The sequence below is a fragment of the Streptococcus oralis genome (genome assembly GCF_026782125.1).
GTDB lineage: Bacteria > Bacillota > Bacilli > Lactobacillales > Streptococcaceae > Streptococcus > Streptococcus oralis_CE.
In genome coordinates this window covers 319,695-344,960 of sequence record NZ_JAKUVY010000005.1, presented here as the reverse complement: position 1 = coordinate 344,960, position 25,266 = coordinate 319,695, and the positions used below count along the sequence as shown (strand labels likewise).

The window sequence follows — 25,266 nt, the reverse complement described above, 5'->3', positions numbered from 1 at the left end:
TCTTTATTCAATCACTTGTCCTGCTTCTTTTAGAACGGACTCAGGAATGGTGATACCAAGTTCCTGCGCTAGTTTTTTGTTAATCACTGACTTACCAGTTGAAAAGACATTAACTGGCGTATCAGCTGGTTTTTCACCTTTCAAAACTTTGGCAATCATTTTACCAGTAGCCACTCCAAGATCGTGTTGGTCAACTACTACAGATGCTAATCCACCTGCTTCTACCATGGCAGTGGCACTTGGGTAGATTGGCTTTTTAGCTGTTTGGTTGCTTGAAACAACTGTTGAAAATGCGGATGCGATGGTGTTGTCAATTGGAACCCAAATCGCATCAACCTTACTTGTCATGACATTGACTGTTGAAGCAATTTCATTTGTTGATGGAACAGCAAATGTTTCGACTGTCAAACCTGCTTTTTCAGCATAAGCCTTGAATTCTTCTACCTGTGTTTTTGAGTTATCTTCGCTACTTGAGTAAAGAGCACCGATTGTTTTGACATTTGGTGTCAAAGTTTTAATCAATTCCACTTGTTGTTCAGCAGGGTTGTGGTCTGACACCCCTGTGATGTTGCCACCTGGTTTTTTCAAATCTTTGACTAAGTTAGCACCGATTGGGTCTGTAATAGCAGCCATGATAACTGGTAGGTCTTTTGTAGCACTAGCGAGTCCTTGAGCCGCTGGTGTCGCGATCCCAACAACAACATCGTTTCCATTAGCAACCAATTGTTTACTCATGGTTGCAACCTTGCTCTGATCGCCTTCAGAGTTCATAAAATCGATTTTTACTTGGTCGTCCTTATAGCCTTCTTCAGCTAGTCCATCTTGAATTCCTTGGTAAATCAAGTCCAAGGATGGGTGACTAACAAATTGAAGGACACCAACCTTAGCGACCTTTTGCTCTTCCTTAGCTGCTGGTTTGTTCATTGATGAATAAATCAAGCTAGCCACTACCAATACTGCTAATCCAGCGACAATTCCAATCAAACGTTTATTTTTCATTTTTCTTTCTCCTTAATTCTTTTACCTTAACTTGTTAAATCACATCATCAAGCGATGCCATCGTTTAAATTCCAATATCTTTCCTCCCCATAGAAAAAGTCCTCACACAAAAAACTTGTGTGAGGACGTCGATGCGCGGTGCCACCTCAATTATAGGGAATATCCCTATCGCTCTTTCTCGCAATAACGAGTTGCACTGTAAGGTGTGCTCACCGAATTTTTATGATTTCAAATTCTTAAGTACATTCAGCCCAATTTCATCAATTTCATCTATCTGCTTTCACCAACCACAGACTCTCTAAAAAATGAGCAAGATTACTTTCTGAATGTTTAAATTATATCATTTTTCAACTACTTGTCAAGCTTATTTTTAGAATTTTTTAAACAATTCAAAAACTTCCCCTTGAAAAAAGAGGAAGTTTGTAGAATATCAGCCTGAATTACGTAAACCGGTTGCAATTCCGTTAATAGTTGTATGGATCAGTTTTTCTTCGTCAGCTGACAATTCGCCGCGACGTTGACGTTTGATCAACTCCAACTGGATGTAGTTCAGGATATTAAAGTAAGGCATACGATAGTTTAGACTGTCTTTTAGGTAAGAGTTTTCTGCCAAGAGTTCATCATAACCTTCGATAGCTAAAATAACATCCTTAGTCAACTGCCATTCATCTAAAATAGTGTAGTAGATAGCTTGTACTTCTTCGTCTTCACAGAGCTTGGCATATTCAAAAGCAATGTTCATATTAGACTTAGACAAGACCATGTCTACATTGGAAAGCAAAGATTGGAAGAAAGGCCAGTTTTGGTACATGTCACGAAGAAACTCGATATTCTTCGGATCTTGATCAATAAATTCTTTAAAGCTGGATCCTACTCCGTACCATCCAGGGAACATGACACGACTTTGTGACCATGAGAAGACCCAAGGGATAGCACGTAGGCCACCGATTTCTGTAATGGTCTTACGAGCGGCTGGACGAGAACCGATATTAAAACTTGAAATAGCCTTGATTGGACTTGATTCAAAGAAATAGTCATAGAAATGTTCATTTCCAAAGACCAAATCACGGTAGATATCATAACTACGATCTACTACTTGATCCATGATGGCTTCGTAACGATTTGACGTATTGGTATCACTCTTCTTCTTTGTAATCATACGGTTAATGGCTGCAGAAACCAACATTTCAAGGTTATAATAGGCAGCGTCTTTGTTACCGTATTTGTTTCCAATGACTTCTCCTTGCTCAGTCAGACGGATGCGGTCCTTGATAGACTTGAGTGGTTGAGATGTGATAGCTTCATAAGTTGGTCCACCACCACGACCCACAGTACCACCACGACCATGGAAGAAAGTAACCTTAACGCCAAATTCATCCCCAATAGCAGTCAGTTGTTGTTGCGCTTTATAGAGAGTCCAACATGAGGATAGGTAACCACCATCCTTGTTACTATCAGAGTAGCCAAGCATGATTTCTTGGTAGTTGTCTTTTGAAGCAATCCATTTTTTAGCCAAAGGAAGAGAGAAATATCTTCTCATGGTTTCTTCTGAGTGATCCAAGTCCTCGATCGTTTCAAAGAGGGGAACAATCTGAACGCGGGCTTTTTGGGCATCTACCAAGCCGACTTCCTTAAGCATAATGGCTAATTCGAGCATATCGGATACACTTGTTGCGTGCGAAATGATGGTTTGACGAATGACATTTTCACCTAGTTTGTCCTTCAACTTACGCGCAGCTTTAAAGATAGAGAGTTCTTTTTCAAGCAGTTCTGACTTTTCAGCATGAGTCGCTGAGAGGATACGAGGATCTTCTTCCAACTCTTTTAAGAGGAGGGCACATTTTTCGTCTTCAGACAGATCGCTATAGTGGTCGTTGATTCCTGCGGATGCTAACAATTCAGCCACACAGGCTTCGTGAACACTAGAATCCTGGCGCATATCAATAGAAGCAAGGTAGAAACCAAAAATTTCGACAGCTTGCATCAACTCGACAAATTCTCCTGAAATTAGGTATTCTCCCTTATTCTCAAGGAGAGAATCGCGAATGGCCAACAAATCTTGATAGAATTCATCTGCAGTGGCATATCTTGGCTGAAGATCCTTGTCTTCAATGAGATAAGCCTTGGTAGCCTGCATCTTAGCTTGGATGTCAAAAAGAGCACGACGATAGAGTTCTTTTTCACGGTAAATGGAGTTATCTTGTGACTTCAGCGCCATCTCACGGACCTTGTCGCTGACATTCACGATGCTGGTTGAAAGTGAAAATTCACGATAAAGATTATAAATCTTTTCATCGTAATAGTTCATGATGACTTCACACTGAGTCAAGGCTGATTTGTTGAGAGTTTCTGCTGTTACGAAAGGATTTCCATCACGGTCTCCTCCGATCCACATACCCATGGTAATCGGTTTTGGATGTTGAAGATCGATACCTTGTTCTTTGGCCATTTTTTTATACTCAGCCGTCAAACGGGGAACAGCATTCAGGAAAGAACTTTGGTAATACTCCATCACGTTGGTGATTTCGTTGGTTACTTTCAATTTCTTCTCACGAATCATGTCCGTTTGCATGATAATTTCAATGTAACGACGGAGATCCGTGTGCCATTTTTCTTTATTAATCAAGCCGAGTTTGACATCACGGTACTTGCGCAAAAGCGTATGGATATGGTTGGTCAAATCCAGCATACTCTTGCGTTGTACTTGCGTTGGATGGGCGGTCAAGACAGGAACGACATTTAACTTTTCTAAAATTTCGGCTGCATTTTCTTTTTCAGCTACCATCTTAATCGTTGTAGATAGTTTTCCTAAATAGTCTTGGTCCACATTGTTTTGGTGATTGATTTCATAGGCCAAATCCACATCCTCAGAGATATTAATCAAAAGTGGAAGGATAGAGAAATAGCGTGAAATGTAAATCATTTCTTCATTCGAAAGACTGGTCACTAGGTTATTGAGCCCCTGATAATTCTCGCTAGTTGATAATTCCTTCAACTGGATAATCTTTTCAAAGGTTTCTGGCGCTAGCATATTTTTTGTGATATCTTCTAATAGCTCCGTCAGAATCAAGACTTCTTCTTGGACAACTGCTTTATTACTATAGTTTTCTAATTTTTGAAGAGACATATACTTTCCTTTCCATACAATCCTTACAGACTTTCATCAGTTTGATTTTCGTATTCTCTGATAAGTTTGGCACGTTTTTCACTTGCGTCAATGTTCAGTACAAGCGCGATGGCTACAGATAATACCAGGAGACTGTTCCCACCTTGTGAAAGGAAGGGGAATGTTACCCCTGTAGAAGGAATCAACCCTGAAATCCCACCGATATTGACAAAGACCTGAACAAGGATCATCCCTCCAACACCAATAGCAACCATGGAGTTAAAGGGGTCCTTTGCTCGAATACCAACCAAGATGATTCGCAAAATCAAGAAGAAGAGTAGAGCCAAAATCATACTGGCTCCTACAAATCCAAACTCCTCAATAACAATCGAAAAGACGAAATCCGTATGGGCTTCTGGCAGATAACCACGCTTCTCGATAGAATTCCCTAGTCCCAGTCCGAACCAGCCACCATTTACCATTGCATAGTAGGAATTTGCGAGCTGGTGTCCTGCACCCGCCAAGTCATTAAAGGGATTAAAAAAGGCACTAAAACGTTTAGCAACGTAACCAAATACAGGAATTTGAGAGAACTTTTCAACCCCAACAAAGCGAATGACAGACAAGACTAACATTGAGCTCCCTGCCAAGAGAGCCAGAATGGTCGAGAACCAACGATAGGCGATCCCACTTACGGTATACATGATGAGCGCCACCAAGACCAAGATGGTCGCATTACCCAAGTCTGGGAAAATTCCCAAGCTACCAATCAGAACCAGCAGAACAAAACGCCAGTCATTAAAAGCTCGAGGTAGCCACTGATTCTGTGTCAAAACCTGGAAGTCATAAACCGCAATCTCATCCTGTTGTTTTGAAAATCGATGTGCCAGGTACCAGATGATGATAATCTTAAGGTACTCAGCAGGCTGAATCGTTACAGGTCCTACAGAGATCCATCCGTATGCTCCATTGACAGGTGTTCCGACCAGTCGCGCCAGAGCCAAAAGAACCATCTCCACAATCATTACGATAAAAATAAGACGCCCGTTTCTTAGGAAACCTAATTTTAATTTATAGATTAAGGCAATCAGAATCAAACTAGCTATCCAGAAGATCCCCTGGTTACGCACCAATTGAAAGGCACTTTTTCCTTCTTCGATCAAGGTTGCACTCGTTGTCGAATATACCACAATCAGCCCCAAAATCGATAAAAGGAAGTAAGGAATCAAAATGGAATAGTTTAGTAGGTGCCTTTTACTAATTTTCATATTTCACCACTCTAATAGGAACAGACGCTTCTGTTCCCAATTCCGTTTTATTTTCTAGTTTTGATTGCTATTATACCACTTTTTCAGAAAGAAAAAAACTCTTATCCTTTAATCCTTCGAATTTTACTCATTTTCTAGTTTCAAGCATAAAAAATACAAACCTCTTTTGAGATTTGTATTTTAAGTTCTTAGTTAGATGAAGAGCTGCTGCTTGAGCTTGAGTCACCACCACCGATGTATTGGGTGAAGATATTTTGGAAGGCTTGGTCTTTAACCTTGATGTTTGCTGCTTGCAATTCTTTACCAATTACTCCTTGAACAAAGGCAGAATCATTTTGTTTTTGAGTCAAGATGATGGTCTTCAATTTTTCTTTGTAATCCTCTATATTAGAAGATTTTTCTGTCTTCTTCGTTACTTTGATGATGTAGAACTGATTGCTGTATGCTTGTGTTCCAGTAGCTGTAATCACATCAGAAATACCATTCACATCCAAGGCAAAGGCTGCTTTTTTGACTTGTTCTGGAAGTTCTGTAGAAGCAGAGTCAAAAGTGATTTCGCCACCATTTTCTTTTGTTTTATCGTCGTTAGAGTATTCTTTAGCAAGCTGGGCAAAATCCGCTCCTTCTGCTTTAGCTTTCTCAAGCACTTCTTTTGCCTTGTCTTCATTATCCAATCGGATGATTTGAGCCGTTACATCTGGTGTGTAAGACTCAAAAGCTTTTTGGTAAGCTTCGTCTGTCAACTCGCTCTCAGCGGCCTTCTTAACAGCCAATTCAACCAATTTGCTGGTACGAATTTGTGCTTTACGAGTCTCAGGTGTCATACCTGCACGTTGAAGCACGCTGTTGTAGCTATCGCCGTATTTCTTTTGTTCTTCAGCAACGGCGTCATCCACATCTTTATCCGTTACCTCTGATCCATATTGTTGTTCAAATACTTTTTGGATGGTCATATTGAGCAAGACTTGTTGCGCAGTTGGATTGTTCTTAACTTCTTCAAAGAATTGATGTTCTGTAATCACATCGCCCTTCATGCTGATCAAATCTTTTCCTTCAGAACTGTTTGAACAAGCTGCAAGTGTTGCTACTGATAAAAGTGTGATGGCTCCTGCCATAAGTTTTTTCTTCATGTTTACTCCTTTTTCTAAAAACGGTCGAAATTTTCTCTAGACCGACTCAATCATTATACCATATTTTAAAGCAGATAACTTAAATAAGACTAAAAATACTAGCTTTTAAATTTTTTACGATTCCAGTTTTTCTTATTCCAAAAAGAACCTGAACAATGGTTCAAGTTCTTGTTTATCGTATGTTAATTTTTTAGTGACGTCCTTTGTAAGTTAGACCTGCTAAGCCAAGACTTGCTAGGAGAAGACCTACTAGAGAAAGTGAAGAACTTTGTTCACCCGTGTTTGGAAGAGCTGGAGTTTCTTTTTTCGACGTAGGTTTGTCAGCTTTAGAGTTTGAAGTTTGCCCAACAGGTTTGACAGGAGCTGTTGGAGCAGTATTCGAATTAGTTTGCGGTTTAAGCTCTGGCTTAACTTCTGGTTTAGAAGTATCAGAAGGTTTAGGTGCCGGTTTTACTTCTGGTCTCGGAGTTTCTGAAGGCTTAGGTGCCGGTTTTACTTCTGGTTTTGAAGTATCAGAAGGTTTAGGTTCTGGCTTAACTTCTGGTTTTGGTGTCTCTGAAGGTTTAGGTTCTGGCTTAACTTCTGGTTTTGGTGTCTCTGAAGGCTTAGTTTCAGGCTTAACTTCTGGTTTCGGAGTTTCTGAAGGTTTAGGCTCAGGTGTCACTTCTGGTTTCGGGGTTTCTGAAGGCTTAGTTTCCGGTTTCACTTCTGGTTTCGGAGTTTCTGAAGGCTTAGTTTCCGGTTTCACTTCTGGTTTCGGAGTTTCTGAAGGCTTGACATCCGCATCTAACTTTCTATATCTTAGGTAGCCCTCCCTATACCCATCATCAGCACCGTAAAAGTATGTGCTTACTATATCATATGTCAAGTTATAGCCTGGCATCCATGAAAAGTTCGATACCACTTGATATCCTTCAATATCCTTGTGGATATTTATAGACTCACCAGGGTTCAGAACTCCGGTCTCCATAGATGCTATTTCCCTGCTATGCTCATCTAAATACCTAATACGGTATTTGATTGGCTCCTGTTCTTTAGCTTCAGTGTCAGGCTTTTCTGACGGTTTCACCTCTGGTTTCGGAGTATCAAAAGGTTTAGTTTCCGGTTTCACTTCTGGTTTTGGAGTTTCTGAAGGCTTGACATCCGCATCTAATTTCTTATAGTCTAAATAAAAACCTTTATAACCATCTGGATCACCGTGGAAATACGTAGCTACCATATCGTAGGTCGCCTCATAGTTTGGCATCCAGCTATCCTTTGAGGTCACCTCATAACCATCAATATCTTTATAAACATTGACCGTTTCGCCAGGGTTTATAACCCCAGTTTTTTTAGCAGTGATTTCTTCCCCCGTCTCTCCATCATAATAAGAGATACGGTATTTTAACGGCTCTTGCTGTTCTTCAGCTTTTACAACAGTATACCCAAAAATAGGTGTATCAATCAAAGCTGGCGCAACAACACCAAGAGCTGCAACGGAAAGCAAAGAAATACCAAATTTGGTTACTTTATTCGTTTTCATCATTTCCTCCTTAGGAATGTAGAATTACTTTTTAAGGTATGCAAATACTACAAAAGGCCTAATTTTTGATTTAGTATTTCGTAAAGTTCTCCTCAACCACTTGAGCGACAAGGGTTTTGGTGTATCGCCTAAGGACCGTTAAACGATACACTTAAAAAACAAAAAAAAATACAAATCCAACACAGGCTCAAAACCTTGTTAAATTCGTATTTTCTGAAATATTCATATTGTTATTTTGAATGTTTCGCCAAACGGTCGTTAATCGAAACATATTTACGCTTTCATTGTAGCATTTTGTCTGGTTTTTAGCAAGAATTTTGCGAAACTTTTTTTCGATTGTTGGCCACATCGTTGCGTTCCAAGACTTTATAGATGGTTGAGGTCGAAATTCGTTCTGTTTTTGCTATTGTTCTGATGCTTGTTCCCCCTGCCAAATACTGCTCAATAATTCTCTCCTCCTTCTCTTTAGAAATTCGCTTGGCGCCTAGTTTGACGCCTTTTTCCTTGGCTATACGAAGTCCTTCACGGGTACGAAATCGCAAGTTTTCCAGCTCACTTTCTGCCACAAATCCTAAAATCATACAAAGTAACCTACCAATGAGCGAATCGGTTTCCAACTTTTCATGCAAGCTGACTAGCTGAATATCCGAATCATTAAATTGTTCAATTAGTTCTAGCAATTTGAACATGGAGCGAGTCAGGCGATCTAACTTATAGATAGTAAAAGTGACCTGCTTCCCTTTCTTTGAAAGATCACAAGCCAATTTTAAGGCCTTTTCGAGTTCTGGGCGTGCATTGTTGGAACCAGATTCACGTTCGATAAAGAGCTGGTCACAATGCTTGAGAGCATCGATTTGCACCTCTAAGCCCAAATCTTGCTTGTGGGTTGAAACGCGTGCATAGCCAATATTGATGATGTTTTGAGACATAAAAATCCTCCTGTTTTTGATACAGAAGGATTATACGATTTTTAATATTATTCCATTTCTGGTAAGGTTACATTTTCCACATTCTTTCGTAGCATGAGAATGCCGTCCCCAAGTGGAACTAGAGTCGCTGTTAGACCTGGATTGTCCAACGTTGCGTCGAACAGTCTTTGCAAACCACGGTAAATGGTTCGTTGACCACGGCGGACTTCCATGATGTCCTTGGCAACATCTCCTCCTTGGAAAATATCATCCAAGACCACCACTCCACCAACTTCCAAATGTTTAAGGATTTCAGGTAGAAAGACGATATACTTGGACTTGGCCGAGTCCATAAAGACAAAATCATAAGTTTCTGTCAGACTAGATAAAACATCGACTGCATCTCCCTCTAGTAGGGTGATTTGCTTGCGGCTGTCAAACTGAGCAAAGTTTTCCTTGGCAAAGCCGATCATCTCAGGATTACGGTCAATGGTTGTAATCTTAGCATTTGGCGCATGTTCCGCCATCAAAAGGGCTGAAAAACCGATAGCTGTCCCAATTTCCAAAATGTTCTTGGGCTGTATGGTCTCCATGAGAAATCGAAAGTAAGCGACCGTTTCATGGGGAATAATAGGAATGTTTTCCTTGCGAGCGAAGGTCTCCAATTCTTTCAAGGAACCTGTCACCTGCTTTTGACGCTGGCGCATGAGTTCTACGATTTCTTCCTTGACGACGGGACGTCGCATATTGTGATTGGCATTTTTACTATAGGACTCTACCATCTTAAGCTAGTCCCAATTTTTCAACAAGGGCTTCAAACTCGTTCAAGCGACGTTCAAAGACTGCAAAGGCATCGTTGAGATAGTCTTCCTTCTCCATATCCACACCCGCTTTTCTCATGACATTGAGCGGATAGTCTGACTTACCAGCCTTGAGGTAGTCGATATAGCGGTCACGGTCTTCTTGACTACCATGGACAATCTTCTCAGCCAAGGCTGAAGCGGCTGCAAAACCTGTCGAATACTGATAAACATAGTAGTTATAGTAGAAGTGTGGAATGCGTGCCCACTCGTATTGGATCTGAGGATTGTCTTCCTTGCTGAGTCCATAGTACTCTTGGTTCAGGTCAGCGTAGAGCTTATTGAGGAAATCACTTGTCAAGACTTCTCCATTTTGGTCTGCTTGGTGGATGGCATGTTCAAACTCAGCGAATTGAGTTTGGCGGAAGACTGTTCCACGGAAACCGTCTAGGAAGTTATTGAGAATAGCAAAGCGTGTTGCATCGTCTTCTACTTCTTCCAACAATTTCTCTGTCAAGATATTTTCGTTTGTGGTTGAGGCAATCTCCGCCAAGAAGATAGAGTAATCCCCATAAACATAAGGCTGGGTTTCTCGAGTATAGCTCGAGTGCATACTGTGACCCGTTTCGTGGACAAGGGTAAAGAGATTGTCTAGATTGTCCTGCCAGTTTAAAAGCATAAAGGCATTGGTATCATAAGAACCACCAGAGTAGGCACCAGAACGCTTGCCTTGATTTTCATAGACATCAATCCAACGCTCGCTGAAGGCACGTTTGACACGGCTCAAGTAGTCGTCACCTAAAACCGCCAAAGCTTCTTCTGCCTTTTTCAAGGCTTCCTCGTAGGTAAAGCTATAATCTACTGACGAAAGTGGTGTGTAGACATCATACATCTTGAGATCTGAAATCCCCAAGATTTTAGAACGAAGGTTAAGGTAACGATGCAAAAGTGGCAAATGCTTGCGAACTGCTGCTACTAGATTGTCATAGACACTTTCTGGAACAAAGTTTGCTGCGAGGGCTGCATGGCGAGCACTCTTATAGTTGCGAACTTTTGCTCGGTAGTTTTGAACCTTAACATTTGTCTGCAAAGTCTTAGCATAAGTGTGTTGGAATTGCTCATATGTCGCATAAAGGGCTTCATAGGCACCACGACGCACTTCACGGTTTTTAGACTCCATCAAACGGATGTAAGTACCGTGTGAGAGTTGCACTTCCTTGCCTTCGTCATCAAGCACGTATGGGAAGCTAATATCCGCATTGTCCAAAATAGCGAAGGTTTCACTAGCAGAACCAAAGATTTCTCCTGCTCCAGCAAGCAATTCTTCCTCACGTTGCGAAAGAACATGGTCTTTCTTTTGCAAGAGCTTGTCAAAAAAGTGCTTGTAAACTTGGAGTTTTGGTTGAGCTTCTAGGAAGGCCGCATACTGCTCTTCGCTAATCTCCATAAACTCAGGTTCATAGAATGAAAAGGCTTGTTCTAACTGACTGTATAGGGTCATTGCCTTAGCATAGTACTCTTGATACTTGGCCTCACGCGTGTCCTGGTCATTTTTCATATGCGCATAGACATAAAGCTTTTCAACTTGACGTTCCAAGTCGAGTGAGAATTCTGTGATCTCAAGCAAACTGTCTGCGCTGTCCAAGAGATGTCCCTCATACTGAGATGCTGTTTGTACTTTTTCAGTTAAATCTTTCAAGGCTTCTTCCCAAGCCTGGTCTGTTGGGTAGATTGTCGAAAGATCCCATGTATCTTTTTCATTTATTTCATGTCGTTGTAATACCATAAGATTCCTCCATCCTTTCTATTTTACCACATTTTTTGAGAAATATAAGTGATAAAAGGCTGGTGGATAGAGCTTTTGGCGATTATTTTTCGGATTTTTTTGATAGTAAGTCTGAAAATTTCTATAATAGCTAGTCAGATCCGTTTCAATCTGCAAAAAATCACCCGATTCTATCGGCTTGACTTGGGGATACCAGTCGTCCAGTTGATGGTTTAATAGATTGTCTCCTCGATGATAAGCTTCCTCCTGCTTCTTCATCCAGTAAGGCGTTTGGTAGTACAACTGCTGGTGAATGTAGTGACAGATAGTGGAATCTTGCACAACTGCAAAACGAGGTAGTTTTTGTTTCTGATAAGGAAATCGTAGAATTTCCAAGAGATTTCCTTTTCCATAGGGAAATTCCTTGACCTGAAAATGAAGCTTGCCACGTAGGTCCTGATGCAGAAGATATTTGAGTCTCAAAACTTGTTTTTTGAAATCTAGTTCCCAAACATAGAAACCCATATTTTGACTAAAATAGAGAAATCCCCTTTGCAGTTGTGTTAATCGCTCCTTTAACCAGAGTTTTTCTCCCAGTAGCCAAATAACTTTGTAGCCCTGACTACGGTAGCCTTGACTTCTGTCGCCTAAAAGCTTTTGAGACAAGGGACTGCACTGAACCTCCAGAGCTAGTTTCCCATTGACGAGAACATCCGCAATCTGCTGGATCTCAGGCAGACTATATTCTAAGGCAACCTGACAGTCTTTCTTGGCCCAGTGATAAAGGGCCTCTTTGTTGCCCAAGTGTTCTGGACTTTCATTCTCGAATATAGCGATGCAATCTCTTAACCTTTCATGGGCAAAGTGCGTCCGAATACTCTGTCCTTGGCGTAACCGTAGTCCGCCTCCACAGGCTGGACAAGTATAAGCTTGCTTGGTCACATCTTTTTCGAGGGCATTTACCAAATTCCCCTTGGCATCTCTGGCTACAAACATGGTCTACCTCCTTTTCTCATTTATTCGAAAAAGAAGAAAAAAAAGACTGGAATCCCAGCCTTTCATGATATTATTTCTTATCTTTTTTGTCTCTTAGAATATTTTTTTAGCATGGGAATGAGATTGGGAATCTGCTCACTTCTAATGACCAGCACGCCGTATTCCTGGCAGCGATTGGCATAAACAGGATTGATTTTCCCCGTACAGACAATTAACTTGAGGCAACTCTCCCCAGCAAAATGATTGGCATAGACTTCTAGTTCATTGATGGCTTCAACAGATAAATCTGTCATCTTGCAGGAGATAAAGGTAATCGAGCGTCCCTTTCTCAGAATGACATCAATCTCATTTTGAACATTGTCTGCCTCTGGAAAGATGCCATTCCAATCAATCTCACCGCCTATCATGCACTCATCAAACAGCTGAGATTCAAGCGCCAAGAGATAGAGATATACCTCTAAAATATGTCCCTTATTGCGGCAAAAGACTTGAGCTTCTTGACTTGGAAAGCTGTATGCTACTCGTTTCTTGTCCTCGCTTTCCATACAAAGCATCCCTGCTTCCACAAGTAAAGGAATAAGGGATTTTGGATAGTGATAATACCTGCCATTGTTTTCCAGTATTTTTTCTGTCTTAGCATGCAGGTCATTGGTCTTAGCTAGAGAGAAAAATTGGGTCACTTGATACCAGTGGGCAGGATTGGCAATGGCAGAGCTGGCTAGTTTTTTGATGGCTGCAATTTGCTGAGCTGAGTGGATAGGGCGTTTTGATTTGAGGATTTTTCCACCACGCAAGGCTATCAACTGCTGGATGCTTAGGGTTGGAATGTCCAAGTCTTCTTTTTCTAACTGACCCGCTACCCACTTGTATTGTTTTCCTCGTTCGACATCCATGGCTACGATGGGGAGGTCCCGATCCAAGCCGTATTGATAGAGGGATAAGGCTAGTAGCGAATCTCCGCCAAAAACATCAAGAAGGACTTGGTCATAGCCTGCTAGACAATAATCTAACTGATCTACTAGTTGTTCTAAGGATAGCTGTCGAAAGGTTACTCGTTGAATATGAGACACCTCTTCCATGATAAACTGACGAAGGGAGACTTTCTCTTCATTGCTTATTTTCGTCAAAGAAAGGAAGAGAATCTCGTCACAATCACTGACAAAGGCTTGGTAGACATTCTTTTCCAATACATGCCGATCATATAATTCCACCAAAAGACTCGTCATTCGACCACCTCCATCATAAAGACTTTCTTGCGCTGAGAGTATCAGCAATACAGTTCTACTGCTCTGATTTCCTACTTCTAGTATAGCATAAAATCCTGCTCGCCCCAATCAACCAACGCAAACAAAAACGAATAGAAACCTTGCAAAGTGATTTCTATTCGCTGGGTTAAGTTTGATTTACTTGATTTTCTTGGCTAGCATGGTCGCAAAGCGTAGTTGAATGCGATTACCATTTTCATCACGACGGTGCAGATGTCCTGGGTTTTCATTATACTTGACCAATTCCCAATCCTTGTAGTAGTCGGCCAGCTCCCCTTCTTTAAAGATGAATGGGAAATTCACTGAGCAAGGATAATCCTCTGTATCCATGGCACAGACGATAAGATTATAGCCACCGACCGTGGTATGCTCCTGCATATTTTGGATAATAGCTGGAATGCGGTCTGCTTGAAGGAACATGAGAACAACTGTCGATACGATGAAATCATAGTCTTGGCTAATGCTGGCTGAATTGATATCATAAAGTCCGACAGGCATGTCTAGATCCTCTTGCTCTACGATGCTTTGCAAGATTTCAAGGGACAATTCATTTTGATCCACAGCTGTCACATCAAAACCATTCTGTGCAAGAAAGAGAGAGTTACGGCCTTGACCACAACCCAAATCCAAGGCTCTTCCTGGTTTCACCGTCTGCATGGCCTCTAGGACCTCTGAATGGACTGGATTGGTCTGGTATTTCTTAGGGAAATAATCCTCAAGTTTACAATAAAATTCCAAGTACCATTCTACATCATCTGTCGCAGCCTCCACTCGGTGCCAGGCTTGCGGTTGTGCCATAGGGTTGTCTGCACCTGCCTCAAAGAGGTGCTCAGCTAGAAACTCACCATCTTCAGTCAACTCAATAAACTTGAGTGCCCCCTTCAAGACAGTAATTTTTCCCCAAGTGCCGACTTTAGTATTGTGCTTTTGCTGAACAGCTTCAGGCATGGTCTGTTTATTCCACAAGGGCATCCGTTTATAGGCAATTAATTTTTCCATTTTATTTCCTCTTCTTAACGCTGGTTGACAGCTTTCATCACACGCGCGATGTCGCGGTTTTGTTCGCGTCGCTTGATCGACTCCCGTTTGTCATAGTCATGTTTCCCTTTAGCAAGTCCTAAAAGGAGCTTGGCATAGCCGTCTTTGAGATAGACTTTGAGGGGAACTAGGGTCATCCCTGTTCCTTTAGTCTCTTGTTCCAATTTTTGGATTTGCTTCTTATGGAGCAGGAGTTTGCGACGGCGTTCAGGTTCCTGATTCCAGATATTGCCCTCTTCGTAAGGGGCGATATGAACATTGCTCAGCCAGACTTCCCCATTTTTTACTTGGGCAAAGCCGTCCTTGAGATTGATTCGAGCAGCTCGAACACTCTTGATTTCAGTTCCAGTCAGGACCATCCCTGCCTCTAGCGTATCTACGATTGTATAGTCGTGGTGCGCCTTTTTATTTTGTGCGACGACCTTTCCCTCGCCCTTTGCCATGTTTGGCTCCTTTCTTAACTACTTCCTTATAAAAAGGTTTCTTGCCTTTTTTCTTTTTATCTTTTTGTGAATGCTTGTGCTTATCATTTGAGCGTCCTGATTTTCTCTTGTCTTCCTTCTTATCCGAACGGCGACTTGAACCACGCCCTCTTTCTTTGCGCCCAGCTTGTTTCAAGCCTTTTTCGATGACATCAAACTCACTTGGAATATAAGAGAAGTCAATCTCACCTGTCATCTTATCCGCTCTTTCAACTCGAATGCGAATCTGCTGTCCTACACGGAAAGTTATTCCTGATTTCTCCCCATGGAGAGTCAAATCCCGTTCATTGAAATGATAAAATTCAGGCAAATTGGTAATGTGAATCAAGCCTTCAACTGTATTTTTCAATTCGACAAAAAGACCAAATTTGACAATGCTGGACACAACTGCATCATACTCTTCACCTACGTATTCTTCCATGTACTCTGCTTTTTTCATGGCTTCGACTTCACGCTCCGCCTCGATGGCACGACGTTCACGGTTGGAAGACTGGGTCGCAATCTCTGGAATCACTTGCTCAAAATGCTCGGCTATTTCCTTAGAACGACCATAGTCCCGAATCATCCGGTGAACCAAGAGGTCTGGATAACGGCGAATGGGGCTGGTAAAATGAGTGTAATAGTCGGCCGCTAGTCCATAGTGACCGTGATTATGCTCTGAATAACGAGCCTGTTGCATGGAACGGAGAAGCATCATGGATAATACATCGGCATAGGGCTCTCCCTCAACAGCACGCATGATATCTTGGAGGGCATCCTGGCTAATCTCGCTAGCAGTTCCATAAATTCGCAAGCCAAAGCTCGAAGCGTAATCAATAAACTTCTGAACTTTTTCAGCCTTAGGATCCTCGTGAATCCGATAGATAAAAGGTAGGTCCAGCTTGCTGAAGTGCTCGGCAACCGTTTCGTTGGCTATCAACATGAAGGACTCAATCATCCGCTCAGCAACACCACGCTGACGAAGGACAATATCCACAGGCTTGCCTTTTTTATCCACCAGAATCTTTGCTTCGCTGGTATCAAAATTGAGAGCTCCACGTTTTTCACGCATGCTTTCTAGCCTTTCATGAAGCTTGGCCATGAGCTCGATACTAGGAACAATTTTCTTAAACTCTTGTCTCTTTTCCTCATCGCCAGCTAGGATGTCATTGACAGCGCTATAGGTCATACGAAAACTAGTTTTGATAACTGTTTGTGTAATGGTGTAATGAACCACACGACCATGTTTATCAATTTCCATAATGGCAGACTGGGTCAAGCGATCCACTTGAGGATTGAGAGAGCAGATACCATTTGACAGTCGTTCTGGAAGCATTGGAACTACACGGTCTGTCACATAAACAGAAGTCGCGCGGTTAAGGGCTTCCTTGTCAAGGGCAGAACCCTCAGTAACATAGTAGGAAACATCTGCGATGTGAACTCCGAGTTCTAGATTTCCATTTTTCAAAGGCTTGATGTGAACTGCATCGTCCAAGTCCTTGGCATCCGCTCCGTCAATGGTAAAGGTGATTTCATCTCTCAGGTCCAGACGATCTTCCATATCCTTTTGAGACGGAGCTTCTGGTACACCTTCTGCTTCCTTGAGAACAGCTTCTGGAAATTCTGAAACAATATCCATGGATTCCAAGACTTCAAGAACGTCAATCCCAGCATCAGTCGAGTGCCCCACCACGTCTAGCACACTAGCGACAAAGAAATCGTGTTTTCTACTTGGGTATTTGTCTATAAAGACCTTGAGAACCTCTGTCCCTTCAAGTTTGAGGGCTGGTTTCTTCACATAAATGGGTTGGCTGATTTTCTGATTTTTTGAACGGATGTAGCCCGCATACTTGGGCTTTTCCTGATCCAGAACGATTTGCCCGACAACTGTCGTCAGACTATGCTCTAGGATATCGATAATCTTGGCTTCTGCAGCAGTTCCCTTGTTGCGGTCAGCGACTTTCTTAATCACGACCTCAACGGTATCACCATCAATGGCATAGTTGACATCGTTTTTTCCTACAAAAAGATCGTCCTCTTCGCCTTCCAGACTGACAAAGCCAAAACCATTTTTATGGGCATGAAAAATCCCTTTGAGGGTAATTTCATGTTTCTTCTTCTGGTCCAAGGAGAGGCTTCCATCTTCTCCAAATCGAATCTGGTGCTTTCTTTCCATCAGAGACAGGGTTTTAATCAACTCACGGAAATCCTTGGACCCATCCTTTCCGAGAGCCTGAGCTAGATCATTTACCGTCACTCGCCCCTTCTCTTGCAAATATTCTTTAATTTTATCTTTCATGTTTTCTTTCTAGATTTTTATAATTTTTTTGATTGATAACTTTGTAAGTGTCGTTAAAAATAAAAATAGGCTAAGACCTAGTCTCGCCCATTTCTTATCTACTTGATAATACCGTCAATGCTAAGGCAATGGCTAGCCAGAAAAAGACTAAAATACCTGTCAAACGTTGCATCACAGCTTCAAAACCACGCGCTTTACTACGTTCAAACAAATCACCTGAGCTGGCATCAAATACATTGCTGGATTGGTTCTTGGTTGGTTGCATGAAAATCGCAATTACAATCACAACAGATAATACTAATAAAATGGTTAATAATAGGTTATACATATCAAACTCCTTAAAATCCCTATTATTTTACCATAAATTCTACTTAGATTCAAGATGTAAAGTTACTTTTCTTTCCTTTGGACAATATTTTAACACCTCAATCTTGTCTGGATGGTTTTTGGAGTTCTTACTGGTTAGATAATTCATGCTGCCACAAGAGGAGCACTTGAGATTGATTTTTACTCGCACTAGATTTCCTTTACTTTTAATAATGATCTAAATTGCACTATGTTACATAAACAACTAAAAGCTACACAGGCTGCTGTCGCATAAAAGACAGCATGATAGCCCAAATATCCTGCAACTGCGGATCCCGCCATAGGTCCAATTACTCCACCGAGGTAAAAAAAGACTTGGTTGAAGGCGAAAATCCTTGAAATACCTGATTTTGGAGTCATTTTGCTAAGAAGGGCATTGACACCTGGTATGAGAGCTCCTGTTCCCAAACCAAAGAGAAAACGATACACGCCAAGTTGAAGGGGGCTGGTCGCATGGGCACAAAGAAGGTAAATGATGACGGAATAAATCTGTGCCGTGACCAACAATCTATGATTCCCTACCTTATCGCCAAGTTTTCCTAGAATTCCAGCACTCATCATACTAGAAAATCCCATGCTGGATACGATCAATCCTGATACAAAGAGGAGATTCTCAGTCTGCCCTAAGTCCCGCACATAGAGAGCTAGAATGGGACCAATTGATTGAGCTGAAAATTGAATGACAAAACTCGTCAAAAATAGGTTTACTAAGAGCCTAGGATACTTGAAAGAAGAAAATACTTCTTTCGTTGGGATAGCCTTCTCCTTAGCCACTGGTTGAAAATCTTCCTTGATAAAGAAAATAGTCAGGATTGCAGCTAAAAATAAGAAAGCACCTACCAATAAAAAGACATTACGAATGCCAAAAATTTCAGCAATAAAGCCTCCAACAAAGGGACCCGTCAGTGTTCCTGCAACAACACCTGTAGATAGAGTCCCCAGAGCCGCTCCAGACTTATCTTTAGGTACCTGACTAGCAATCAAGGCTGTTGCATTGGGAACAAATCCAGTAAATACACCATTAAGCAAGCGCAGAAAGAGTAGCCAATAGATATTTGGCACGAAGGCCAAACCTCCCATGGTAATGGTCATGGCAAGACCTGCTCGAATCATCATGGGCTTTCGACCGTACTTATCAGCAAGAATACCCCAGATGGGAGAAACTAGAGCTGCTGAAACAGCCGAAACTGAGATGGCTAATCCAGCATAGAAAGCAACCTGATCCTGCTCGATTCCCAACTGATCTACAAAGATAGGCATAAAAGGAACGACCAAGGAAATGCTGGCGCCCGTTAAAAAACTACCAAACCAGGCGACACGAAGATTCTCTTTCCAACTAATCTCTTGCACAGCTGTCGCCTCCTTCAAGTAACTTGACTACTTGACTCACAAGCTGATCACGACTGCCATTGTTATCTAATATATGACTCGCCAATTTTTTCTTTTCTTCTAAAGACCACTGGACTGCCAGACGCGACTCTGCTACTTCCTTAGAAAGGTGATCCCGTTTCATGAAACGTTCTAATTGGATATCTCGGTCCACATAGACCAGCCATGTTTCATCAAACCAGGCACTGTAGTCCTGTTCAAAAAGCAGGGGAATATCCATGAAAAAAATCGCTTCTGTCTGAGTCAACTGCTCTCGCAATGCAGCCAATTCCTCACGAATAATCTCTCCTTGGGTTTGCTTAGACCATTTCCGCTCCTCAGGATTTGAAAAGATGAGACTAGCTAGGAGAGGACGATTGAGTTCTCCATTTTCTAAGAGAATTTCCTGTCCAAAGTGCTGAACTAAGAGCTGATAAAGACGACCACCGGGGCTTTGTAGCTGGTGGACGACTGCGTCAGCATCGACCACTTGAAAGCCTTTTTGTCTTAGAAAATTTGTCACAGTTGACTTACCAGAGGCAATTCCTCCTGTGATTCCGATGATTTTTCCCATCAGCCCCTCCTTTGACACTGAGGACAAAAATGAGTTCCTCGTCCACCGAGCTGGAATTTCTCAATCACTGTCCCACAGCGGGAACATGCTTGTCCAGTCTTATCATAGACCTGATGGAAGTCCTGCATGGTTCCGTCTTCCCCAAAGGCATTGGTATAGGTTCTAATGGTGGAACCGCCCTTTTCGACTGCCTGTCCCAAAACAGCAATGGTCTGGTCATGGATAGCTTCCGCTTCTTCTGCCGTCAAAGTCTGGGAAAGTCTAGCTGGATGGACCTGTGCTCTCCAGAGGACCTCATCCACATAGATATTGCCAAGGCCAGCTACCAAGGTTTGGTCTAGGAGATGGGATTTGATAGGTTTTTTAGACTTGGCTAGGGCAGTTTGAAAAGCTTGCAAATCAAAGTCTTCTTCTCTTGGCTCAGGCCCTAATTTTTTAGAAACAAAGTAGGCTTCCAAAAGGTCAGGCGCCAATAGTTCCATGGTGCCAAACTTGCGTACATCCTCATAAACAAGAGTGCCACCATCCTCAAACTGGATGAAAACATGGGCATGCTTGCGTTCAGGAACCTGGTCCGGATAATAAAAATACTTGCCTTCCATCCGCAGATGAGAAATCAAGACCTTGTCTGTTAGGTAAAAAAGTAAATATTTGCCACGACGTCCCATTGACTCGACAATCTGACCAAGCAATTCCTTTTGAAATTCTTCCAAATCTGTCTTAATCATCTTGGGATAACGAATCTCTAGGCTAGAAATCTTCTTTCCCAAAATCAATTTTTCCAAGCCACGACGAACCGTTTCAACCTCTGGTAATTCAGGCATAAGTCCTCCTTCTGTAAAAACAAGAAGCAGGCATGAGCCCACCTCTACTTAGTATTCTTTTTTATTATAGCCAAAGTCAGCCAAATCTAGCTTTTTATCACGCCAGTTTTTCTTGACCTTGACCCAAGTTTCTAGGAAAACCTTATCCCCTAGCATGAGTTCGATATCACGACGGGCCAGGCTACCAATTTTCTTGAGCATAGCGCCACCTTTGCCGATGATAATGCCTTTTTGGCTATCTCGCTCCACCATGATGGTTGCTCGGATATGGACCTTGTCTGTCTCTTCGTCCCGCTTCATAGAGTCGACCACTACGGCAACTGAGTGAGGAATCTCTTCTCGAGTTAGGTGCAAGACTTTCTCACGAATCATCTCTGAAACCAAGAAACGCTCTGGGTGATCTGTGATTTGATCAGCTGGGAAATACTGGAAACCTTCCTCCAGATTTTCACTCAGAATGTCGATTAGACGAGAAACGTTATTTCCCTGAAGGGCTGAGATAGGAACAATCTCCTTGAAGTCCATCTGATTACGGAAATCATCAATCTGAGATAAAAGTTGGTCTGGATGAACCTTGTCAATCTTGTTCACCACCAGAATCACAGGAACCTTGGCGGCTTTCAGACGCTCGATAATCATGTCGTCGCCCTTACCACGTGGCTCATCAGCTGGCACCATGAAAAGAACTGTATCCACTTCACGAAGGGTACTATAGGCAGATTCCACCATGAAATCTCCAAGAGCCGTCTTAGGCTTGTGAATTCCTGGTGTGTCGATAAAGACGATTTGTTCCTTATCCGTGGTGTAAATCCCCATGATTTTATTGCGCGTTGTCTGCGCTTTGTCACTCATAATGGCAATCTTTTGCCCCATGACGTGATTCAAAAAGGTTGACTTCCCAACATTGGGACGTCCCAAAATAGCTACAAAGCCTGATTTAAATGTCATAATTTCCTCTTATAGTTTAGAATAGTATATCCCAAATGCGCGGGATAAAGATAAGTGCACCTGTCACTGCAGCAAGAAGGGAAACCACAAGTACGGCACCAGCTGCCATATCCTTGGCTTTCTTCGCTAACATAGAAAAGTGATAGTGACTGGCTAGATCCACCACATTTTCGATAGCGGAGTTAATAATCTCAAATGCTACTACCAAGAAAATGCTCATTAGGAGAAAGAGCCATTCGATCCGTGACACCTGAAAAACAAAACCTGCAAGGATGACTACAAGAGCTGTTATTGCATGTTTTCGCATATTGCGTTCTTCCTTGAAAGCAGTCAAAATTCCTGTAAGGGCAAATTCTAAACTGGATACCAGGTCACGATTTTTCCATTTTCGTTTATTGTCTTGTGAGTCCATAGGCTGTCAAAATTTCTTCTTGTAAACCGAACATCTCCGCTTCTTCTTCCGGAGTGTAGTGATCATAGCCGTTGATATGTAAAAAGCCGTGTACTGCCAAGAAGCCCATCTCACGCTCAAAGCTGTGACCATATTCCTCAGCCTGCTCATGAGCCTTATCGATAGAGATGAACAATTCCCCAATATAGGCATCAAACTCAGACATCATCTCTGCTAATTCAGGATTTTCAAGCAAATCTTCCTCATCAAAGGCAATGTCCAACTCTGGCTTATACTCAAGGCTGATGACATCTGTCGGACGGTCGGTATCACGGTACTCGAGATTGAGTTCGTGGCTACGCTCGTTGGTCACAAAAGTGACTGCCATCTCCTTGTCTTCTTTTCCTATTTTTTGGGCTGCAAATTCCAAAATTTCTTGGGTTTGTTGCAAGATTTCTTGTGAAACTTGACCAGTTTCATCTACCATTTCAATATACATGTACTTCTCGATTCTCTTTACTTGGCTTTATTATACCATATTTCCATGATTTTATTCTACCTTTTTGATATAATACTATGGAATACAATCACAAGGAGAGAACGATGTCATTTGACGGATTTTTTTTACACCACATGGTTGAGGAATTGCGAAGCGAGTTAGTCAATGGTCGCATCCAGAAAATCAATCAGCCTTTTGAACAAGAGTTGGTCTTGCAAATCCGTAGCAATCGCCAAAGCCATCGCCTGCTCCTTTCTGCCCATCCCGTTTTTGGTCGCATCCAGCTGACCCAAACGACTTTTGAAAATCCAGCCCAACCTTCGACTTTTATCATGGTTTTGAGAAAGTATTTGCAGGGTGCTCTGATTGAGTCAATTGAGCAAATCGAAAATGACCGTATTGTGGAAATTACAGTTTCCAATAAAAACGAGATTGGAGACCATATCCAGGCTACCTTGATTATCGAAATCATGGGTAAACACAGTAATATTCTCCTTGTCGATAAAAGTAGCCATAAAATCCTCGAAGTCATTAAACACGTCGGCTTTTCACAAAATAGCTACCGCACCTTGCTTCCAGGATCAACCTATATCGCTCCGCCAAGTACCGAGTCTCTCAATCCTTTTACTGTCAAGGATGAAAAACTCTTTGAAATACTACAAACCCAAGAACTAACAGCAAAAAATCTTCAAAGTCTCTTTCAAGGTCTGGGACGTGATACGGCAAATGAATTGGAAAACATTCTTGTCAGTGATAAACTGCCTACTTTCCGTAACTTTTTCAGTCAAGCAACCAAGCCATGCTTAACAGAGACTTCCTTCAGTCCAGTTCCTTTTACGAACAGTGTAGGAGAGCCTTTTGCCAGCCTTTCTGACTTGCTGGACACCTACTATAAGGACAAGGCTGAACGGGACCGCGTCAAACAGCAAGCCAGCGAACTGATTCGTCGTGTTGAAAATGAACTTCAGAAAAATCGACATAAGCTTAAAAAACAAAAAAAAGAGTTACTAGCGACAGACAATGCTGAGGAATTTCGCCAAAAAGGGGAATTGTTGACAACCTTCCTCCACCAAGTACCTAATGACCAAGACCAGGTTATCCTAGACAACTACTACACCAACCAACCTATCACCATTGCGCTTGATAAGGCACTAACTCCCAGTCAGAATGCCCAACGCTATTTTAAACGTTACCAGAAACTCAAAGAAGCTGTCAAATACCTTACTGAGCTGATTGAAGAAACCAAGGCAACCATTCTCTATCTAGAAAGTGTGGAGACCGTTCTCAACCAAGCTGGGCTAGAGGAAATCGCTGAAATCCGTGAAGAATTGATTCAAACAGGCTTCATTAGAAGACGCCAACGCGAGAAAATTCAGAAACGCAAAAAACCAGAACGGTATCTGGCGAGCGATGGCAAAACCATCATCTATGTCGGTCGAAACAACTTGCAAAATGAAGAGCTAACCTTTAAAATAGCTCGCAAGGAAGAACTTTGGTTCCACGCCAAGGACATTCCAGGAAGCCATGTCGTTATCTCAGGAAATCTTAATCCTTCTGACGAAGTCAAGACAGATGCGGCCGAACTGGCTGCCTACTTCTCCAAAGGGCGCTTGTCAAATCTCGTGCAGGTTGATATGATAGAAGTCAAAAAACTCAACAAACCAACAGGTGGCAAACCCGGCTTTGTGACCTATACTGGACAAAAGACCCTACGTGTTACACCAGACCCAGAAAAAATCGCATCCATGAAAAAATCCTGATTTCAAATGAAATCAGGATTTTCTATTACAAATTTACTCTGCAATCAAGGTTTCCAAGCTAACCTTCATCATATCGGTGAAGGTGTTTTGATTTTCTCAGCCAGTTTTTAGTAACTCTTAAAGAGCGAGATTTTGGTCAATAAATGAGATAGTTTTCTCTTTCAAGTAACAAGGTTTTGTTGCTATCTTCTAAAATTCTTTTATTGTCTCAATTTCGAAAAGACTTCCCCAATCTTGCCTTCAATGACCAATGTAGCTTGGCTGTCTTGTGGAATACTGGTTTTATTGATAAGGACCAGATTTGTCCCAGAAAAATAGTTTACTAGGCTAGCTGCAGGATAAACAACCAAGGAAGTCCCACCAATAATCAGCAAGTCTGCTTGCCGAATAGCTTGTGCAGCTTGGCTAAAGACATCCATGTCAAGTGATTCTTCATACAAGGTCACGTCAGGCTTGACCACCTTACCACAGTCTAAGCAGTGGGGAACAGGTCCCTCGAGGGCCAGAAAGGCAGTTAAGTCATAGAAACGATGACAACCTAGGCAGTAATTTCGGTCCGCACTCCCATGCAATTTAAAGACCTTCTGGGAGCCAGCCATTTCATGAAGACTATCGATATTTTGTGTCACAACAGCCTTTAGCTTACCTGTCTTTTCCAAAGCAGCTAGATAAGTATGAGCAGCATTAGGCTTGGCTTCTGGATAAATCAGGTATTTCTTATAGAAGTCAAAAAAATCTTCTGGATAGCGCTCAAACATGGTCCGAGAAACGAGTTGCTCTGCCGTAAAATGACGGCCTAACTGATGACTATAAAGGCCATCTGAACTACGAAAATCTGGGATATTAGACTCGGTTGACACTCCTGCCCCTCCAAAGAAAACAATCCGTTGGCTTTGATCTATCAAGTCTTGTAATTGTTCAATTTTATCCATCACATTTCTCCTTAAACTGAGTTCTAAAAAAGTTAAAAACCAATTGC

23 protein-coding genes and 1 other annotated feature are annotated in these 25,266 nt (G+C 42.0%); of the genes, 1 reads left to right on the top strand and 22 read right to left on the bottom strand.

The window, feature by feature from the left end; translation table 11 throughout:
* Window positions 1-3: 3 nt before the first annotated feature.
* The 21 genes from trpX to ybeY all read right to left on the bottom strand — a co-directional run bounded on the left by trpX (window position 4) and on the right by ybeY (window position 22,527).
* Complete coding sequence (gene trpX, locus MK385_RS06520; protein WP_000792183.1) at window positions 4-999, bottom strand: tryptophan ABC transporter substrate-binding protein; 996 nt, start codon at window positions 997-999, stop codon at window positions 4-6.
* 118 nt (window positions 1,000-1,117) lie between these two features.
* Window positions 1,118-1,333: a binding site (T-box leader), on the bottom strand.
* A 96-nt stretch (window positions 1,334-1,429) separates the two neighbouring features.
* Entirely contained in the window at window positions 1,430-4,126 is a 2,697-nt protein-coding gene (gene ppc, locus MK385_RS06515) for a phosphoenolpyruvate carboxylase (protein WP_268725606.1), read from the bottom strand.
* A 23-nt stretch (window positions 4,127-4,149) separates the two neighbouring features.
* On the bottom strand, window positions 4,150-5,373 hold the full coding sequence (gene ftsW, locus MK385_RS06510) for a cell division peptidoglycan polymerase FtsW (protein ID WP_000703343.1): 1,224 nt from the start codon (window positions 5,371-5,373) through the stop codon (window positions 4,150-4,152).
* 188 nt (window positions 5,374-5,561) lie between these two features.
* Complete coding sequence (prsA, locus tag MK385_RS06505) at window positions 5,562-6,503, bottom strand: peptidylprolyl isomerase PrsA (protein WP_042768657.1); 942 nt, start codon at window positions 6,501-6,503, stop codon at window positions 5,562-5,564.
* 190 nt (window positions 6,504-6,693) lie between these two features.
* Window positions 6,694-8,025 carry an LPXTG cell wall anchor domain-containing protein gene (locus tag MK385_RS06500; protein WP_071850887.1) on the bottom strand — a complete coding sequence of 444 codons (1,332 nt, stop codon included), beginning with the start codon at window positions 8,023-8,025 and terminating at the stop codon, window positions 6,694-6,696.
* Window positions 8,026-8,330: 305 nt separating this feature from the next.
* Window positions 8,331-8,954 carry a recombinase family protein gene (locus tag MK385_RS06495; protein WP_042768656.1) on the bottom strand — a complete coding sequence of 208 codons (624 nt, stop codon included), beginning with the start codon at window positions 8,952-8,954 and terminating at the stop codon, window positions 8,331-8,333.
* A gap of 47 nt (window positions 8,955-9,001) precedes the next feature.
* Window positions 9,002-9,715, bottom strand: coding sequence for an O-methyltransferase (locus tag MK385_RS06490; protein ID WP_042768654.1), 714 nt, complete (start codon window positions 9,713-9,715; stop codon window positions 9,002-9,004).
* 1 nt (window position 9,716) lies between these two features.
* The gene (gene pepF, locus MK385_RS06485; RefSeq protein WP_268725605.1) at window positions 9,717-11,519 is read right to left on the bottom strand and encodes an oligoendopeptidase F; all 1,803 of its coding nucleotides are present in this window, start codon (window positions 11,517-11,519) and stop codon (window positions 9,717-9,719) included.
* An 18-nt stretch (window positions 11,520-11,537) separates the two neighbouring features.
* Window positions 11,538-12,494, bottom strand: coding sequence for a competence protein CoiA (locus tag MK385_RS06480; RefSeq protein WP_206283579.1), 957 nt, complete (start codon window positions 12,492-12,494; stop codon window positions 11,538-11,540).
* 77 nt (window positions 12,495-12,571) lie between these two features.
* Window positions 12,572-13,720 carry a PDDEXK family nuclease gene (locus MK385_RS06475; protein ID WP_268725604.1) on the bottom strand — a complete coding sequence of 383 codons (1,149 nt, stop codon included), beginning with the start codon at window positions 13,718-13,720 and terminating at the stop codon, window positions 12,572-12,574.
* A gap of 177 nt (window positions 13,721-13,897) precedes the next feature.
* A complete protein-coding gene (tehB, locus tag MK385_RS06470; protein WP_268725603.1) occupies window positions 13,898-14,758 on the bottom strand; it encodes an SAM-dependent methyltransferase TehB in 861 nt (286 codons plus the stop codon).
* A gap of 14 nt (window positions 14,759-14,772) precedes the next feature.
* Window positions 14,773-15,240 (bottom strand): SsrA-binding protein SmpB, encoded by a 468-nt coding sequence (gene smpB / locus MK385_RS06465; RefSeq protein ID WP_001051743.1) that lies wholly within the window; start codon window positions 15,238-15,240, stop codon window positions 14,773-14,775.
* Window positions 15,203-17,557: a ribonuclease R gene (gene rnr, locus MK385_RS06460; protein ID WP_268725602.1), complete on the bottom strand. Its 2,355-nt coding sequence runs from the start codon at window positions 17,555-17,557 to the stop codon at window positions 15,203-15,205. Before rnr ends, smpB begins: the two co-directional genes overlap by 38 nt.
* Window positions 17,558-17,651: 94 nt before the next feature.
* Window positions 17,652-17,885, bottom strand: a complete 234-nt coding sequence (gene secG / locus MK385_RS06455) for a preprotein translocase subunit SecG (protein ID WP_000282517.1) — start codon at window positions 17,883-17,885, stop codon at window positions 17,652-17,654.
* A gap of 39 nt (window positions 17,886-17,924) precedes the next feature.
* On the bottom strand, window positions 17,925-18,074 hold the full coding sequence (gene rpmG / locus MK385_RS06450; protein WP_084943637.1) for a 50S ribosomal protein L33: 150 nt from the start codon (window positions 18,072-18,074) through the stop codon (window positions 17,925-17,927).
* A complete protein-coding gene (locus MK385_RS06445; protein ID WP_268725601.1) occupies window positions 18,074-19,273 on the bottom strand; it encodes a multidrug efflux MFS transporter in 1,200 nt (399 codons plus the stop codon). Before MK385_RS06445 ends, rpmG begins: the two co-directional genes overlap by 1 nt.
* A complete protein-coding gene (coaE, locus tag MK385_RS06440) occupies window positions 19,260-19,865 on the bottom strand; it encodes a dephospho-CoA kinase (protein WP_268725600.1) in 606 nt (201 codons plus the stop codon). Before coaE ends, MK385_RS06445 begins: the two co-directional genes overlap by 14 nt.
* The gene (gene mutM / locus MK385_RS06435; protein WP_268725599.1) at window positions 19,865-20,689 is read right to left on the bottom strand and encodes a DNA-formamidopyrimidine glycosylase; all 825 of its coding nucleotides are present in this window, start codon (window positions 20,687-20,689) and stop codon (window positions 19,865-19,867) included. Before mutM ends, coaE begins: the two co-directional genes overlap by 1 nt.
* Before the next feature lie 48 nt (window positions 20,690-20,737).
* Window positions 20,738-21,637 carry a GTPase Era gene (gene era / locus MK385_RS06430; protein WP_268725598.1) on the bottom strand — a complete coding sequence of 300 codons (900 nt, stop codon included), beginning with the start codon at window positions 21,635-21,637 and terminating at the stop codon, window positions 20,738-20,740.
* 16 nt (window positions 21,638-21,653) lie between these two features.
* Window positions 21,654-22,049, bottom strand: a complete 396-nt coding sequence (locus MK385_RS06425) for a diacylglycerol kinase family protein (protein WP_268725597.1) — start codon at window positions 22,047-22,049, stop codon at window positions 21,654-21,656.
* Complete coding sequence (ybeY, locus tag MK385_RS06420) at window positions 22,030-22,527, bottom strand: rRNA maturation RNase YbeY (RefSeq protein ID WP_000275169.1); 498 nt, start codon at window positions 22,525-22,527, stop codon at window positions 22,030-22,032. The genes MK385_RS06425 and ybeY overlap by 20 nt, the downstream gene beginning before the upstream one ends.
* Window positions 22,528-22,631: 104 nt before the next feature.
* Between ybeY and pavA the strand changes: the two genes are divergently transcribed.
* The gene (gene pavA, locus MK385_RS06415) at window positions 22,632-24,287 is read left to right on the top strand and encodes an Rqc2 family fibronectin-binding protein PavA (protein WP_268725596.1); all 1,656 of its coding nucleotides are present in this window, start codon (window positions 22,632-22,634) and stop codon (window positions 24,285-24,287) included.
* Between the two features lie 200 nt (window positions 24,288-24,487).
* Here pavA and MK385_RS06410 read toward each other — a convergent pair whose 3' ends face one another.
* A complete protein-coding gene (locus tag MK385_RS06410; RefSeq protein ID WP_268725595.1) occupies window positions 24,488-25,219 on the bottom strand; it encodes an NAD-dependent protein deacylase in 732 nt (243 codons plus the stop codon).
* Window positions 25,220-25,266 lie beyond the last annotated feature (47 nt).